Source organism: Oceanirhabdus seepicola (genome assembly GCF_023684385.1).
GTDB lineage: Bacteria > Bacillota > Clostridia > Clostridiales > Clostridiaceae > Oceanirhabdus > Oceanirhabdus seepicola.
Window position 1 is genome coordinate 1,003,955 of sequence record NZ_JAGSOJ010000001.1, and the last position, 15,632, is coordinate 1,019,586.

Annotated in this window: 11 protein-coding genes; 1 reads left to right on the forward strand and 10 read right to left on the reverse strand. The window is 29.1% G+C overall.

Annotated features, from left to right (window positions below; all coding sequences use genetic code 11):
• Positions 1-233 precede the first annotated feature (233 nt).
• The 4 genes from KDK92_RS04300 to KDK92_RS04315 all read right to left on the reverse strand — a co-directional run bounded on the left by KDK92_RS04300 (position 234) and on the right by KDK92_RS04315 (position 7,536).
• Complete coding sequence (locus KDK92_RS04300) at positions 234-2,231, reverse strand: methyl-accepting chemotaxis protein (protein ID WP_250857821.1); 1,998 nt, start codon at positions 2,229-2,231, stop codon at positions 234-236.
• Between the two features lie 264 nt (positions 2,232-2,495).
• Positions 2,496-2,774, reverse strand: coding sequence for a PQ-loop domain-containing transporter (locus tag KDK92_RS04305; protein ID WP_250857822.1), 279 nt, complete (start codon positions 2,772-2,774; stop codon positions 2,496-2,498).
• A 184-nt stretch (positions 2,775-2,958) separates the two neighbouring features.
• Positions 2,959-5,082, reverse strand: coding sequence for a methyl-accepting chemotaxis protein (locus KDK92_RS04310; protein WP_250857823.1), 2,124 nt, complete (start codon positions 5,080-5,082; stop codon positions 2,959-2,961).
• A gap of 330 nt (positions 5,083-5,412) precedes the next feature.
• The gene (locus tag KDK92_RS04315) at positions 5,413-7,536 is read right to left on the reverse strand and encodes a methyl-accepting chemotaxis protein (RefSeq protein WP_250857824.1); all 2,124 of its coding nucleotides are present in this window, start codon (positions 7,534-7,536) and stop codon (positions 5,413-5,415) included.
• Positions 7,537-7,918: 382 nt separating this feature from the next.
• On the opposite strand from KDK92_RS04315, the gene KDK92_RS04320 reads away from it, so the two are divergent.
• The gene (locus KDK92_RS04320; protein ID WP_250857825.1) at positions 7,919-8,845 is read left to right on the forward strand and encodes a CPBP family intramembrane glutamic endopeptidase; all 927 of its coding nucleotides are present in this window, start codon (positions 7,919-7,921) and stop codon (positions 8,843-8,845) included.
• A gap of 111 nt (positions 8,846-8,956) precedes the next feature.
• On the opposite strand, the gene KDK92_RS04325 is transcribed toward KDK92_RS04320, so the two are convergent.
• The 6 genes from KDK92_RS04325 to KDK92_RS04350 all read right to left on the reverse strand — a co-directional run bounded on the left by KDK92_RS04325 (position 8,957) and on the right by KDK92_RS04350 (position 15,224).
• On the reverse strand, positions 8,957-9,946 hold the full coding sequence (locus tag KDK92_RS04325; protein ID WP_250857826.1) for an ABC transporter ATP-binding protein: 990 nt from the start codon (positions 9,944-9,946) through the stop codon (positions 8,957-8,959).
• A gap of 3 nt (positions 9,947-9,949) precedes the next feature.
• Positions 9,950-10,921 carry an ABC transporter ATP-binding protein gene (locus KDK92_RS04330; RefSeq protein WP_250857827.1) on the reverse strand — a complete coding sequence of 324 codons (972 nt, stop codon included), beginning with the start codon at positions 10,919-10,921 and terminating at the stop codon, positions 9,950-9,952.
• 9 nt (positions 10,922-10,930) lie between these two features.
• Positions 10,931-11,770, reverse strand: a complete 840-nt coding sequence (gene opp4C, locus KDK92_RS04335) for an oligopeptide ABC transporter permease (protein WP_476739429.1) — start codon at positions 11,768-11,770, stop codon at positions 10,931-10,933.
• Between the two features lie 75 nt (positions 11,771-11,845).
• Positions 11,846-12,808, reverse strand: a complete 963-nt coding sequence (locus KDK92_RS04340) for an ABC transporter permease (protein WP_250857829.1) — start codon at positions 12,806-12,808, stop codon at positions 11,846-11,848.
• 76 nt (positions 12,809-12,884) lie between these two features.
• Positions 12,885-14,600, reverse strand: a complete 1,716-nt coding sequence (locus KDK92_RS04345) for a peptide-binding protein (protein ID WP_250857830.1) — start codon at positions 14,598-14,600, stop codon at positions 12,885-12,887.
• A 249-nt stretch (positions 14,601-14,849) separates the two neighbouring features.
• Complete coding sequence (locus KDK92_RS04350; protein WP_250857831.1) at positions 14,850-15,224, reverse strand: HIT family protein; 375 nt, start codon at positions 15,222-15,224, stop codon at positions 14,850-14,852.
• Positions 15,225-15,632: the final 408 nt, after the last annotated feature.

Sequence of the window (15,632 nt, forward strand, 5' to 3'; positions counted from 1 at the left end):
GTTTAACATTTACACGACCTCCTATTACTTTAATATTTTTTTGCTATCATTTACATTATATACCTATTCAACAAGAAATACAACACAAAATTTTAAATTTTCTTTCAATTTTGAAAACAACAAATATAAAAGAATCTGTGTACACCTCAAAATAGATATACTAAAAATTGTATTCATAGGAAATACACAGACTATTATCACTTAATAAGATAACTTTTTTATTTTCTTACGCCTTATACTCTAAACTTACCTAATTCTTGCTCCATCTTATTTGCCAATTCACTTAGCTTATCTGCAGAATTTGCAACTTCTTGTACTGTAACACTTTGCTGTTCTATAGATGCTGTTACTTCTTCAACACTAGCTGCAGTTTGTTGAGATATGTTTGATATATTTTGCATTGTATCTACCATCTCTCCTTTATTATTACTAATCTCTTCAGCAAAATCACTCATAAATTCAATTTTACCTATAATATCTTCTACAGACATAGATATTTTTTTAAAGGATTCATTTACTTCATAAACAGCTTCACTTTGTTCTCCTACAATAATCTTAACGTTATTCATTGTATTTACAGTATTATTACTGTCTTCTTGAACTCTAAAAATTATTTTCTTAATCTCATCTGTAGAAATCTTTGAACCTTCTGCAAGCTTTCTTATTTCATCCGCAACTACTACAAAACCTTTACCCGCTTCTCCAGCCCTTGCTGCTTCAATAGATGCATTTAATGCTAGTAAATTTGTTTGCTCTGATATAGAATTTATTGTATTAAGTATAGAATCTATAGTCATAGTATTGTTATTTAATTCAACCACAGCAGCTTCAATTTTTTCAATAGCTTTTTCATTAGAATTAGTTTTATTCTGTAACTCTTCTACCGCCTTGATACCTTCTAAATTGGCTTCTGATACCTGATTAGTACTTTCTTCAACTCTTCTTGTATTATCTGTTAACTCATTTAATTTTTCTGCTAGCTCATACGTAATCTGGTCCCCTCTTTGGGCATCACTTGCCTGTTCTGCTGCTCCCTTAGCTATTTCTTCTATTGTGGTATTCATTTGCTCAGCTGATGCACTTGTTTCCTCTGAAATTGCTGCTAAGCTTTGAGACGATTCATTAACTTCACTAGATACAATTTTTATATTACTAACAAAACTTCCTACAGATTCCAACATTACATTGAATCCTTCTCCTAAACTTCTTAATTCATCTTTAGATTTCACATTACTTCTTACTGAAAAATCACCCTTTTTAACATCCTCCATAACCCTCAAAAGAGAATTAATTGGCTTAGTTATTGTTTTTGAGAATAAAAGAGCTATTAAGATTGAAACTAATAACGAACCTATTCCTATATAACTAATCCATTTTAATAAAACATTGATATCATCATCAATTTCATCAATATACATAGCCGCAAGAATGTTCCATCCTAACTCTTCATTTTTAATAAATGCAGTAAATTTATCTTTTTTTACTCCATCCTCTTCCCATTTATACTCTACGTGCCCTTGACTCTTTTCTTCTAAAGCCTTAGAAATATCCTCTACTTTTAGAGACTTTAATAGAAGCTCACTGTTGGGATGCATTATAATAGTACTCTCGTCATCCAATATGTATACATATCCGTTATTACCAATCTTCGTTGAGTTAATTTCTTCCCCTATATCATTTAGTGTAATGTCTAAAGCTAACACACCAATAAATTCATTATTGTTAACTTTATCAAAAATAGGAATTGCTGCAGTTAATACTACTTTTCCTGTAGTATTATCTTCATATGGTTCAGCCCAAATAAACTTATTCTCATTTTTTGCTTTTATATACCAATTTCTAACAGTAGGATCAAAGTTGTCCACAAAACCTCCTACTGCATAAGAATACGTCTCTTGATTTTTCATACCTATATAAATATCTAGCACATTATCATGTGATTTCATAAAATTTTCAAACTGTTTCATTACCTCTGGTAAATTCTCTTCATCATGAATAATCTTCTGTATTTTCTCATCATAAGACAACTGTATAAGACTTTTTTCCAAACCCTTAAGACGATTTGTTATTGTTTTATCTACTTGCCTTATTATTTCCAAGGTAGAATTTTCAAAATTTTCTTTCAAAACTTCTTTTGATTTTGAGTAAGATACTCCCCCTAATAAAGCTAATGGAATAGAAATTAGTAAAACAAACATTATTATTAATTTTAATCTTATTCCTCTTTTCATAAACTTCCCCCTCTTCATTTTTCCATAAGTTTTTCACTGCATTCATTACCAATTATACTAATTACATTAAAATAAATACTTTAAATACATTTAAAAGACATCAAGGAAATATCATCCTAAATTTCCTACTTATTTTACATTATGTTTTGGTATAAATCAACAAAATATTTACTCATAAATATTTGTTTCCCTTTAAAGTATAAAAAAAGAAAAGCAAGTTCAATTTTAGTTTGAACTTGCTTTTTTATGTTATACTCTAATCAATTACCTGTCTAGTGTGCTATTACTTTTCTCCATGTATTTTTTACTTCTAAAATATAATGCTGTATCTATTGATACCATTACAAAATTTAATATGTATAAATATATAACATTATCGAATGAATAAAAAAACTTATGTAATATTCCAAAAACATAACCTACTAATAATACAAATAAAAAAGCTACACTTTTACCTTCAACAGATTTAGATGTATATGATTTGTAAATGGACAAAGGCCACGCAGCTCCAAAGCATATCAACATCAATATTTCAAATATCATAAAGTCATCTCCTATTCATAAAAATTTCAATACCAATTATACTCTTGTATTACAGTTTTTTCAACGCACTTACTACATTATTCTCTTTTCTTTGATAAAATCACATGTTAAATATGCTTTAATATACGTCAAAAGGTAGTGGATTACCCACTACCTGAGTCTTTTGAAAATATTAAATTACTAATTATAATTTAAAATTACTTATTTCCTTTGTCATTTTATCAGTCATATTACTTAATTTTTGAGCGATTTTAGTTACTTCTTCTGTCGAAGCTTTAACTTCTTCAGTTGATGCTGATATTTCTTCATTTGATGCTGAAATCTCTTCTGCAATGGAAGATGCATTATCAATTTTGCCCAAAATATTATTCTTATTGTTGTTTAAATTTATTGCAGAACTATTTACAACGTCTATCTTAGGAATTATTTCATCCAAGGCCTTTATTATCTTTTTAAATGACTCTATTACAACATTTATATCTGTTTTTTGATTATTTAATTCATCATTAACTGTATTTGTAGTATCTACCATTATGTTTGTATCATTTGTTATTTTATCAATTAATATATTAATATTTTCAGATGAAGCTTTTGACTGTTCAGCTAATTTTCTAATTTCATCTGCCACAACTGAAAAACCTTTTCCCGCTTCCCCAGCTCTTGCAGCCTCAATTGCTGCATTTAATGCTAATAAATTTGTTTGATCTGCTATACTGTTTATTAAATTTGTTATTTCATTAATCTTACTCATATTTGAATTAAGTGCTGAAATCTTAGAAAGTAAATTTTCGAAAGTGTCACTAACCTTACTTACAGACATTGTAAAGGTTTTCATATTACTACTGCTTTCATTAGCCAGAGTTGATACATCTTTAGCATTTGAATCAACATTATCTATCGCATGTACAATATTATCTAATTCTTCACCAAATTCATTCAATATTTGATTAATATTAGCTAAATCTTCTGCTTGTGATTGAGAACCTTTTGCCCCTTCCTCTATTACATCAGATACATTCTCAGCTAAAGAAGACATTTCTTCTGATGCAGCACTTAGAGTAGCAGCTTCATCATCAATAATATTAGAATTTTCTTTTATATTACCTACAACTGTCCTCAAAACTTTTCTAGTGTTAAACAATGCTCTAGACATTACGCCTATCTCGTCATTATATTTTAATAATCTTTCATAACCTGATGCATAATCTAACTCTAATTTTTCTGTTTTAGTTATTAATTCTGTTACTCTTATTATTGGTTTTGAAATGCTTCGTCCTAAATATAAGCTCACAGCTATTGATATTATTACAATTACCAATGATATTAATATCATAAAAGTTCTAGCTGAATTCATCTCTTGAAATATCTCATCTCTTGAAACTGTAAGAGCTATAATATTACCATTAGCAACTCGTGTAAAACTCAGTATTTTATCTTCACCATGATATTTATATTTTATTGTGTCTGACTCTTTTTCCCTCATTTTATCAGTTAAAAATTTCAAATCTCCATTTAATACTTTGTCAAGACTCTCTCCCATATCAAAATTAGGGTGAACTAAAACATCATAATTTTCATCTAATAAGAAAGCATATCCCTTTTCATATACTTTGATATTATTTATCTCATTTCTAAAGATATTGAAATCAAAGCTTGTACCTAGTACCGCTATTAGTGTATCACCTTCATATACAGGTATCTCATAAGAGATTATATCCCTATTAAAATCTTCCCAAAAATACGGCTTTAACCATAGAGGTTTCTTAGCATTTTTTGCAGCATAATACCAATCTGTCATTCCAGAATTAGGATCAAAATCCTTCATTGTAAACATTGGTGCTCTTACTAAACTTCCATTCTTTGTTGAATAATCAACATCATGAGTAAATCCTATTAAATCAGGATTAAAAACAATATACAGACTTATAACATCATTGTTTTTGAGATTTTCCTTTACAACATTAGATAGCATTTCATCATATGTAGCTACATAATTAGGATCACTTTTAAACTTTTCCAAGTCAAATGTAGCATTTATTAATGAATTCAAACTTTTAAGTGAGCTTTCAGCACTTTCTAGTAAAACATCAAATTCATTAGATTTACTTTCAGAGAGTAACTCCAGTTGTTCTAAAGCATCACTTTCTAATATATCTCCTGTATGATTTACATTTATTATTGATAATGCTAAACAAGAAATAATTATCATTAATGTAATTGTTACTGAAATTTTAGTACTTATTTTTCTAAAATTCATAAATGACTTTGTCCTATTGTTTTTCTTTTCTTTTTTAAACCTTTGTACCATAAAATATCCTCTTTTCTTATAATTTTAATAATTGTTACTTTAGTTATATTTAAAATATTTAAAATACAATTAAAATAACAAGACAAAATGTAATAATACTGTAAGTTATATTATAATTTCTACACTAGCATTACTATTATATCAATATATAGGATATTTTCAAGAAATATATGTATTTTTGTCTTAATTTATACTTTGATGTCATTTGTTATTGCTTTACCGTGTTAAAAGAACTTCCTGCTTATTTTTAGTAATAATATTCTATATACGTTAAAAGGTAGTGGATTACCCACTACCTTAAATTCTTTAAATATATGATTATAATTATAATTATAATTTAAAATTACTTACTTCCTTTGTCATTTTATCAGTCATATTACTTAATTTTTGAGCGATTTTAGTTACTTCTTCTGAAGAAGTTTTAACTTCTTCAGTTGATGCTGATATTTCTTCATTTGATGCTGAAATTTCTTCTGCAATAGAAGATGTATTATCAATTTTTTCTAAAATATTATTCTTGTTGTTGTTTAAATTTATTGCCGAACTATTTACAACATCTATTTTAGGAATTATTTCATCTAAGGCTTTTATTATCTTTTTAAATGACTCTATTACAACATTTATATCTGTTTTTTGATTATTTAATTCATCATTAACTGTATTTGTAGTATCTACCATTATGTTTGTATCATTTGTTATTTTATCAATTAATGTATTAATATTTTCAGATGAAGCTTTTGACTGTTCAGCTAATTTTCTAATTTCATCAGCTACAACAGAAAAACCTTTTCCCGCTTCCCCAGCTCTTGCAGCCTCAATTGCTGCATTTAATGCTAGTAGATTTGTTTGGTCTGCTATACTGTTGATTAGATTTGTTATTTCATTAATCTTACTCATATTTGAATTAAGTGCTGAAATTTTAGAAAGTAAATTTTCAAAAGTATCACTAACCTTACCTACAGACATTGTAAAGGTTTTCATATTACTACCACTTTCATTAGCCAGCGTTGATACATCTTTAGCATTTGAATCAACATTATCTATTGCTTGTACAATGTTATCTAATTCTTCACCAAATTCATTCAATATTTGATTAATATTAGCTAAATCTTCTGCTTGTGATTGAGAGCCTTTTGCCCCCTCCTCTATTACATCAGATACATTTTCAGCTAAAGAAGACATTTCTTCTGATGAAGCACTTAAAGTAGCAGCTTCATTATCAATAACATTAGAATTTTCTTTTATATTACCTATAACTTTTCTCAAAACTTTTCTAGTGTTAAACAGTGCTCTAGACATTATACCTATCTCATCATTATATTTTAATAAGTTTTCATAATCTGAAGCATAGGATAAATCTAATTCTTCTGTTTTAGTTATTAATTCTGTTACTCTTACTATTGGTTTTGAAATGCTTCGCCCTAAAAATGAACTCATAGCTATAGATATAATTACAATTACTAAACTTACTATTATCATAAAAAACATAGCAGAATTCATCTCTTGAAATATCTCTTTTTTTGAAACTGTAAGAGCTATAATATTACCATTAGCTACTCGTGTAAAACTCATTATTTTCTCTTGACCATCATATTTATATTTTATTGTGTCTGACTCTTTTTCACTCATTTTAGCAGTTATAGTTTTAAATTTTCCATTTAATACTTTGTCAAAACACTCTCCCATAGCAAGAGTATGATGAACTAAAACATCATAATTTTGGTCTAATAAGAAAGCATATCCCTCTTCATATACTTTTATATCATTTATCTCATTTCTAAAGATATTAAAATCAAAGCTTGTACCTAATACTGCTAGTAGTTCACCATCTTGATATATAGGTATCTCATAAGAGATTATATCCCTATTAAAATCTTCCCAAAAATATGGCTTTAACCATAGAGGTTTCTTAGCATTTTTTGCAGCATAATACCAATCTGTCTTTCCAGAATTGGGTTCAAAATCCTTCATTGTAAACATTGGTGCTCTTACCAAACTTCCATCCTTTATTGAATAATTAACATCATAAGTAAATCCTATTAAATCAGGATTGAAAACAACATACATACTTAAAACATCATTATTTTCGATATTTTCCTCTACAACTTTAGATATCACTCCATCATATGTAGCTACATAGTTAGGGTCACTTTTAAACTGTTCAAAGTCAAATGTAGCATTTATCAATGAACTGAAACTCTTAAGTGAGCTTTCAGCACTTTCAAGTAAAACATCAAATTCATTAGATTTACTTTGAGAGAGTAACTCTAGTTGTTCTAAAGCATCACTTTCTAATATATCTCCTGTGTGATTTGCATTTATTAATGATAATGTTAAAGAAGAAATAATTATCATTAATGTAATTGCCACTGTAATTTTAGTACTTATCTTCCTAAAATTCATAAATGACTTTGTACTATTGTTTTCATTTTCTTTTTTTGACTTTTGTAACATAAAATAACCTCTTTTCTTATTATTTTAATAATTGTTACTTTAAATATATTTAAAATATTAAAAATATAACCAAAGTTACAATACACAAGTTAAAATTACTGGATATTTTACTACAATTTGTATCCTACATCATTATATCAATATATAGGATATTTTCAAGAAATATATGTATCTTTATCTTAATATATACTTTGTTATCATAATATGAAAAATTTCATCGCTCAGTATTCTTTTTTTCTTAAGGAACCAGTAAAAACGACCTAAACAAATACAATTTTCATATAAAGTATTAAAAATTTGTAAAATAAGGACGTTGTGATTGTATATGGTAATACATTTAGATATAATAGAGCGGACGTTAATTATTAAGGAGACTTAGACTATGGAAAATATGACAGACTTAAACCTTCATGTACAATCTAAAAAAGATAACACCATTTTTAAGGTACATACTTTTTTCTTCCTTATGATGGCTTGGTCAATATCAATGCAATTTGTTCCTCTACCTGATTGGACTTATCAACCCATAGCAATTTTTCTACCTTGTGTAGTATATTTTATATATGATAAACAAGCCTTTAAAAGAATATGTACTGGATATAAACCATTAAAAATCCGTGCTATTTTAATTATTCCATTGATATGGATGTGTATGTTACCTTTAAAAATCACCATCATTTCTACGTACGACTTTTTATTTGGAAATGAATTGTCTACTATAGTCTCTTCCCATACTGTAAGTAATCCATGGGTGTTAATACTACTAACAGCTGTAACTCCAGCTATATTTGAAGAATTAATAATGAGAGGAATTATTTTGGATGGATATAGAAATAAAAAAATACATATTGCAGCTATAATGAATGGACTTATATTTGGAATGATGCACCTAAATACATTTCAATTTGTACATACCTTTATAAGTGGAATTGTAATGACTTACTTAGTGTATATAACAGGTTCTATTTTTTCTTCAATGCTATTACACTTTATAAATAATTCATTTCCTCAGTGGATGAATATTTTAAGTGGACCAGCTGTATCAGAAACAGCTGAATCTACCAGTGCTTCAAGTGTTACTAGTATTTCAACTTTAATTATTATGGCTATTTTTGCTGTGATTGGCTTATTTATTACTACTAAACTATTTAAGAAATTATGTGAAATATATAATGTAAATATTAAGGAAAATAACAAAATCAAAGTATTTTCTGATGAAAAAATTATTAACTTTCCATTCATTGGTGTAATAATACTATTCATAGGATTTAGTTTATTTATTATTCTTAGAGTAAAAGGACTTATGTAAAAGTTATTACCTATTACAAGTAAATAAAAACAGACATGTTTGTCTTTTAAGATAAACTTGTCTGTTTTTTAGCTCCAGTAATAGCTACTAAACCTTAGCTATATTAGATATTCATATTAAATGACAAGCCACAAAATGCCCCTTACATACTTCTCTATATTCAGGTATCTGTTCACTACATATTTTCTTTGCATATGGACACCTTGTATGAAATCTACATCCAAATGGAATATCCGCTGGACTTGGTACAACTCCCTTTAACCTAATTCTCTCTTTCTTCATGCTAGGATGTGAAACAGGTATTGATGATAATAACGCCTTTGTATATGGATGTTGTGGGTTTCTATATATTTCTTCTGAATCACCTTTTTCTACTATAATACCTAAGTACATAACATGTATCTCATCACAGAAAAATCTTACTACATTTAAATTATGAGAAATAAATAAATATGTAAGATTAAATTTATCTTTTAAATCTAGCATCAGGTTTAAAATTTGTGATTGAATCGAAACATCTAGTGCAGCCGTAGGCTCATCACATACAATAAATTTTGGATTTAATGATAATGCTCGTCCTATCCCTATTCTCTGTCTCTGTCCTCCGCTGAATTCATGAGGATATCTAGTAATATAAGATGAATCCAATCCGCACATCTCTAATATTTCTTTAGCTTTATCTAAAGATTCTTTTCCTTTTGCTATATTATGCTTTTTTAAACCTTCAGTCAATATAGTCCCTACATTCATACGCGGATCTAATGAAGCATATGGATCTTGAAATATTATCTGCATGTTTCTTCTTAAGCTTAACATCTCATCTCTTGATATTTTTATTTTATTTTCAACATCAAAAATTATCTTATCCTCAAATTTAACTAACCCTCCAGTGGGTTCTAATAAATTTAATATAGTTCTTCCTGTAGTTGATTTACCACATCCCGATTCTCCAACAAGCCCCATAATTCTACCTTTAGATAATCTAAAGGAAACATCATCAACGGATTTAATATTGCCACATGTTCTAGAAAAAATCCCCTTCTTAACAGGAAAATATTTCTTTAAGTTCTTCACTTCAAGTAAATAATCTTTATCATTCATAACCTATCCCTCATTTTCTGCATATAACCAGCATCTTACTTTATGACCTTCTATTCTTCCAAATAACTCAGGTACTTTTACACTACAAATATCCTTGGATTTTTCACATCTTGGATTGAATGGACATCCTGCAGGCATATTATAGGGACTTGGCACCATTCCTAAAATTGAAAATAACCTTTCCCCTTTATTTATGTTATCTGTTCTTGATAACATAAGACCCTTTGAATATGGATGAAGTGAATTATCAAAAAAATTATTAACATCAGTTTCTTCAACTATTTTTCCACCGTACATAACTGCAACTCTATCTGCTATTTCAGCTATTACATCTAAATCATGTGTTATAAATATAATTGAAGTCCTTAATTTTTTACTTATATCCTTTAATAAATCTATTATTTCTGCTTGAATAGTCACATCTAAAGCAGTTGTAGGTTCATCGGCTATCAATATTTTAGGATTACATGCAAGTGCCATAGCTATCACAACTCTTTGCCTCATACCACCACTTAACTCATAAGGATATTTTTTTAAGCTCTTTTCAGGGTTTGGTATCTGAACTAAATCTAAAAGCTTTATGACTCTTTCTCTTACTACTCTCCCCTTTAATTTTTCATGAATTTTGATTGTCTCTCCAATCTGCTCCTCAATTGTGAAAACCGGATTCAACGCTGTCATAGGCTCCTGATATATCATTGAAATCTTATTTCCTCTTATTTTGCACATTTCTTTTTCGGATAGTTTTAATAAGTCTATTCCTTCTAATAAAATTTTTCCACCTTCAATAATACCTTCTGGTTTAGGAACTAATCCCATTATAGAAAGAGAAGTTACACTTTTCCCACACCCCGATTCACCTACAAGTCCTAATATTTCACCTTCTCTTAATGAAAAAGATACATCATTTACAGAACGAACCTTTCCTCTTGAAGTATTAAAACTAGTTTTCAAATTCTTAACTTCTAGTAACATACTCTCCTCCTATACCTTTTCTTTAGGGTCTAATGCATCTCTAAGACCATCACCTAAAAAGTTTATTGATAACACTGTAAGGAAAATCATTAATCCAGGAGGTATCCACAACCACCATTCATATTTCAATGTATTCATGCTTTGAGCTGCTGTAAGCATATTTCCCCAGCTAGGCTGAGGTGGTCTAACCCCCATTCCCAAAAAGCTTAAAGCCGATTCTGTAAGTATGGAATTGGCAATAGATAATGTAGCAGATACTAGAATAGGTGATAATATATTTGGAAGTATATGTTTTAATATTACTTCATAATTATTCATTCCCAATGCTCTAGAAGCTTCAATAAACTCTCGCTCTTTCAGAGCCAAAACTTCTGCTCTTACAATTCTGGCTATGCTTGTCCAAGACAACATGGCTATAATAATAATTAAATTCCATACACTTGGACCTATAACAGCTGCTATTGTAACTGCAATCATAAAGAAAGGAAAACACATTATTACATCAACTATTCTCATAATAACGCTATCTACTATTCCACCATAATAGCCTGCTAAAGCCCCCAATACTGTGCCTATAAAAACCTGTATTAATGTAGCAAAAATTCCTACTCCTAAGGAAACTCTTCCTCCATAAATAAGTCTTGTGAATACATCTCTTCCTATTTCATCAGTTCCTAAAATATGTTCAGCACTTGGCTCAACACTAATGTTATATAAATCAATATCATCTATTTTATAGCTACTTAATAATGGAGCAAAAACTGCAAATAAAACTAATAATGTCAATACCACTGCTCCCACAATAGCTAATTTATTTTTTTTAAACTTTATAAATGCCATTTTACCCATAGATAAAGATCTATTCTCTTGATCATTTGTACATATATTACTGCTCAAAGTCATTTCTCTCCTTTATATCTTTCTCTATTTATATGTAATTCTAGGATCTACTACTGCATATAAAATATCTGCCAGTAGATTAGATAATAATATTATCACTGCTATTATCATCAAAAGGCCCATTAAAAGTGGATAATCTCTATGTAATAGTGCTTCATAATTCAACCTTCCTATACCAGGCCAAACAAATATCGTTTCAGTAAGTAAAGCCCCTGAAAATAAAAATGGAATCTGCATACACAGTATTGTTATTAAAGGAATTAATGCATTTCTAAACCCATGCTTCCAGATTGACTTGCTTAAAGTTAACCCTTTTCCTCTGGCAGTTCTCATATAATCTTTATTTAATACCTCTAGCATAGATGCCCTAGTATATCTCATAAAAGAAGCCATCTGTAAAAATGCAAGAACCATCCCTGGAAGTATAATATGTTTTCCAATATCTATAATCTTTTCTAATCCTGTATAGTGCTCACCTATGGTTTGCATTCCCGAAACAGGAAAGATTTTAATATCAAAAGCTAACCATTTTATAAGAAGTAATCCAAAGAAAAATGCTGGAATAGATATTCCTATAAGAGAAATTATAGTCACTATATAATCAAATATTGAATTTTTCTTAGCCGCTGAAATCACCCCTGAAGGTACAGCTATCAACATACTTACAAGTAATGCAAATGAAGATAATAAAATTGTGTTCCCCATTCTAGAATTAATAACATCTAACACAGGCGCTCCATAATAAATTGAGTATCCTAAATCACCCTTAAGAGCTCTAGTAATCCATTTTATATACTTAACATGAATAGGATCATAATATCCTACCTTCATAAGCATTTCTTCTAATACCTCTTTAGGCACTGAAGGATCAATCATTGTTGAATAAGGATTTCCAGGCTGCATATGTACAAGTGAAAATATTATAAGTGAAACTCCAAAAAGAACTCCAATAGTAATTAATAATCTTCTAACAATAAACTTAAACATCATTTCACCTCGTAAATTTCATAAAAACTTCATTCATACACTGAAAAAAGGTGATACTAATATCACCTTTTTATTATTATTCTTCTATATACCAATTTTCTACGTCTAAAAAATTTCCAAAAGTAACTGGGTTAAAATTCTTTAAATTAGGGTTATATGCTTTTACGATATTTTGGCAGTATAGATATACCCATGGAAGCTCTTTATTCATCAGTAGTCCAAATTGTTCATAAATCTCTTTACGCTCATTCATGTCTAATGTAGAAAGTCCATTTTCCATCAATTTATCAGCTTCTTCATTTCTAAATGCTGATATATTCCATCCATAATCTCCTTTTTCGTCTGAAGCAGCAGTTGAATGCCAGTATGGTTTAGGGTCTGGGTCAGAACCTAAATTATTACCCATTAGATATAAATCAAATTCATGATTTCCAACTACCTGATCCATTAAAGTACCAAATTCAAGACTTTCAAGCTCGACCTCTACTCCAATATCCTTTAAGCTTTTCTGAATAATAGGTGCACTCAACTCTCTTGTTTTGTTTCCTGTTGGATATTTTAATACAACTTTAAAATCTTCATTGTTAGCATTTTCAACAATTCCGTCTCCATCTCTATCTTCCCAACCTGCTTCTTCAAGCAATTCTTTAGCTTTATCAACACTAAAATCATAAGAATTTAATAACTTTTTATCTGGATAAGCCCAGCCTGATGGTAATATAGGTGTATTCACCGCACTTCCATTACCTTCTAATAATTTATCTACCATTAATCTTCTATCAATTGCATACATAAATGCTTGTCTAACATTGTTATCCTTAAACATATCTTTTCTTAAATTGAAGCCCATGTACTGAAACATACTGTTTGGATAAGCAATAACTTTTAAATTCTCTTTTTCAAGATTATCAATATCTCTTTTCTTCATTGTAGATATATCAGCAATATCTATAGTGCCATTCATTAATTCTGCCTGTGCTGTCTCTTGATTACTTACTTTGAAAATAAACTTTTTAGTTTTAGCTTTTTCTCCATAATAATCATCAAAGCTTTCTAGTTCAGCATATTGGCCTGCTTCAAAAGCAATAAGTTTGTATGGTCCTGAACCAACAGGATTATTTAATAATTCTTTATTCTCTTTCCACTCTGCCACAGGTACCTTTTCCCAAACATGTTTTGCAATTACACCCATTGTACCAATATTATTAAGCGCTGGAGAATATACTTCTTCAAATTCAATCTTTATAGTGTTCTCATCTATTACCTGTATACCCTCTATTTTATCACTTGTTCCTTCATGATAAGCTTTGGCACCTTTTATCTTTTCAACATCTCCATATCTTGAACCTGCATAGTCTTTATGTGTAATACTTGTAAATGTAAAAGCAACATCATCTGCTGTTACTTTCTCTCCATCATGCCATTTAGCATCTTTTCTTAATTTAAATGTTATTGATAAATTATCATCAGAAACTTCATATTCTTCTGCTAGGTCTGATACTAGGTTTAAATTTTTATCAAACTTAAGTAATGATGAATATGTAAGTGCAATTACAGCATCATCATATGTAGTATCAGTAAGAATTGGACTGAATACGCCTGTTGGAGAACTCCATAGCGCATATATAATTTTATCTTTAATTTTTTTATCTTGATCTTCTTTTTGTGAAACTTGAGCTTTTCCTTTGTTATTAGTTTTAGCTTTATCACCATTACTTCCGCATCCTGCTAAAAAAATAGAAGGAATCATTAACATTGTTAATCCAAGTGTTATTAATCTTTTTCTGATCATAACATACACCTCTTCTTCTCATATTTTAGTTAATTTAAAAAAATATTTTTTTATATGTATATTTTATATTTGATAAGCAACATCGCTAATATTACTTAATTTTTCATGTACTGTCAATTTATATTATATTTTTCTATAGAAGATGATTCATGTATAGTATTTTTGAATAAACAAAAGAACTTTATGTGCCACTTAATTGACACATAAAGTTCTAATTCACCTTAGCTCCAGTAAAAACTCTTATTTTCATTATCCATCATAAGGAACAAGCTCATTCTTAAACTTTCTAATTCCACCTCTTGGATTTTCAACATCGCCCATATATCTTGGGATCATATGCATATGTAAATGCATTATTGTCTGCCCACCCCATTCGCCTACATTAACACCAACATTGTATCCATCAGGTGAAAATTCTTCATCAATTATCTCCTTCACATCATTCATCAGAGCATATAACCCCGTAATCTCCTCATGCGTAGCATCAAAATAACTTTCAAAATGTCTCTTGGGAATGATAAGTGCATGTCCCTTATTCACTGGAAACTCATCATATATCGCAAACCCATATGTATTCTCTGCTATATATTTAGTTTTATCGTAATTACAAAATAAACAATCCATAGATTACCCTCCATATTTTGTGATAGATTCATTGAACTTGCCTTACTATTATCATATACATATTTTACTATATTTAGGGATTGTATTCATCTTTTTTACTTAAAGTATAATAAAAATTAACATTTGACCACTTATTTGACCACTTTCATCATATACTTTCCCTAAGTAACATATTAATAAAAAAGTCGCGTTACACGCGATTCGCTAGGGAAACCTATGTTTCCCTTCGACGCAGCTATCGCTGCTGAGCACCCTTCTTAAGTCGGCAGGGGAAATACTTCCCCTACAACCCCTTCATTTTTTTATTCATAAGAAAATTGCACTGGTACAATTTTACACAAACATATAACCTATTGATATAAGCAACATTACACGTGATAATTTCTTAAAGAAATTTTCGATTTCCTT

Excerpts from the sequence above, each read along its gene's own strand:
- KDK92_RS04300 (WP_250857821.1), bottom strand. The coding sequence starts at position 2,231 with ATGAAAAGAGGAATAAGATTAAAATTAATAATAATGTTTGTTTTACTA.
- KDK92_RS04305 (WP_250857822.1), bottom strand. The coding sequence starts at position 2,774 with ATGATATTTGAAATATTGATGTTGATATGCTTTGGAGCTGCGTGGCCT.
- KDK92_RS04310 (WP_250857823.1), bottom strand. The coding sequence starts at position 5,082 with ATGGTACAAAGGTTTAAAAAAGAAAAGAAAAACAATAGGACAAAGTCA.
- KDK92_RS04315 (WP_250857824.1), bottom strand. The coding sequence starts at position 7,536 with ATGTTACAAAAGTCAAAAAAAGAAAATGAAAACAATAGTACAAAGTCA.
- KDK92_RS04320 (WP_250857825.1), top strand. The coding sequence starts at position 7,919 with ATGGAAAATATGACAGACTTAAACCTTCATGTACAATCTAAAAAAGAT.
- KDK92_RS04325 (WP_250857826.1), bottom strand. The coding sequence starts at position 9,946 with ATGAATGATAAAGATTATTTACTTGAAGTGAAGAACTTAAAGAAATAT.
- KDK92_RS04330 (WP_250857827.1), bottom strand. The coding sequence starts at position 10,921 with ATGTTACTAGAAGTTAAGAATTTGAAAACTAGTTTTAATACTTCAAGA.
- opp4C (WP_476739429.1), bottom strand. The coding sequence starts at position 11,770 with ATGGGTAAAATGGCATTTATAAAGTTTAAAAAAAATAAATTAGCTATT.
- KDK92_RS04340 (WP_250857829.1), bottom strand. The coding sequence starts at position 12,808 with ATGTTTAAGTTTATTGTTAGAAGATTATTAATTACTATTGGAGTTCTT.
- KDK92_RS04345 (WP_250857830.1), bottom strand. The coding sequence starts at position 14,600 with ATGATCAGAAAAAGATTAATAACACTTGGATTAACAATGTTAATGATT.
- KDK92_RS04350 (WP_250857831.1), bottom strand. The coding sequence starts at position 15,224 with ATGGATTGTTTATTTTGTAATTACGATAAAACTAAATATATAGCAGAG.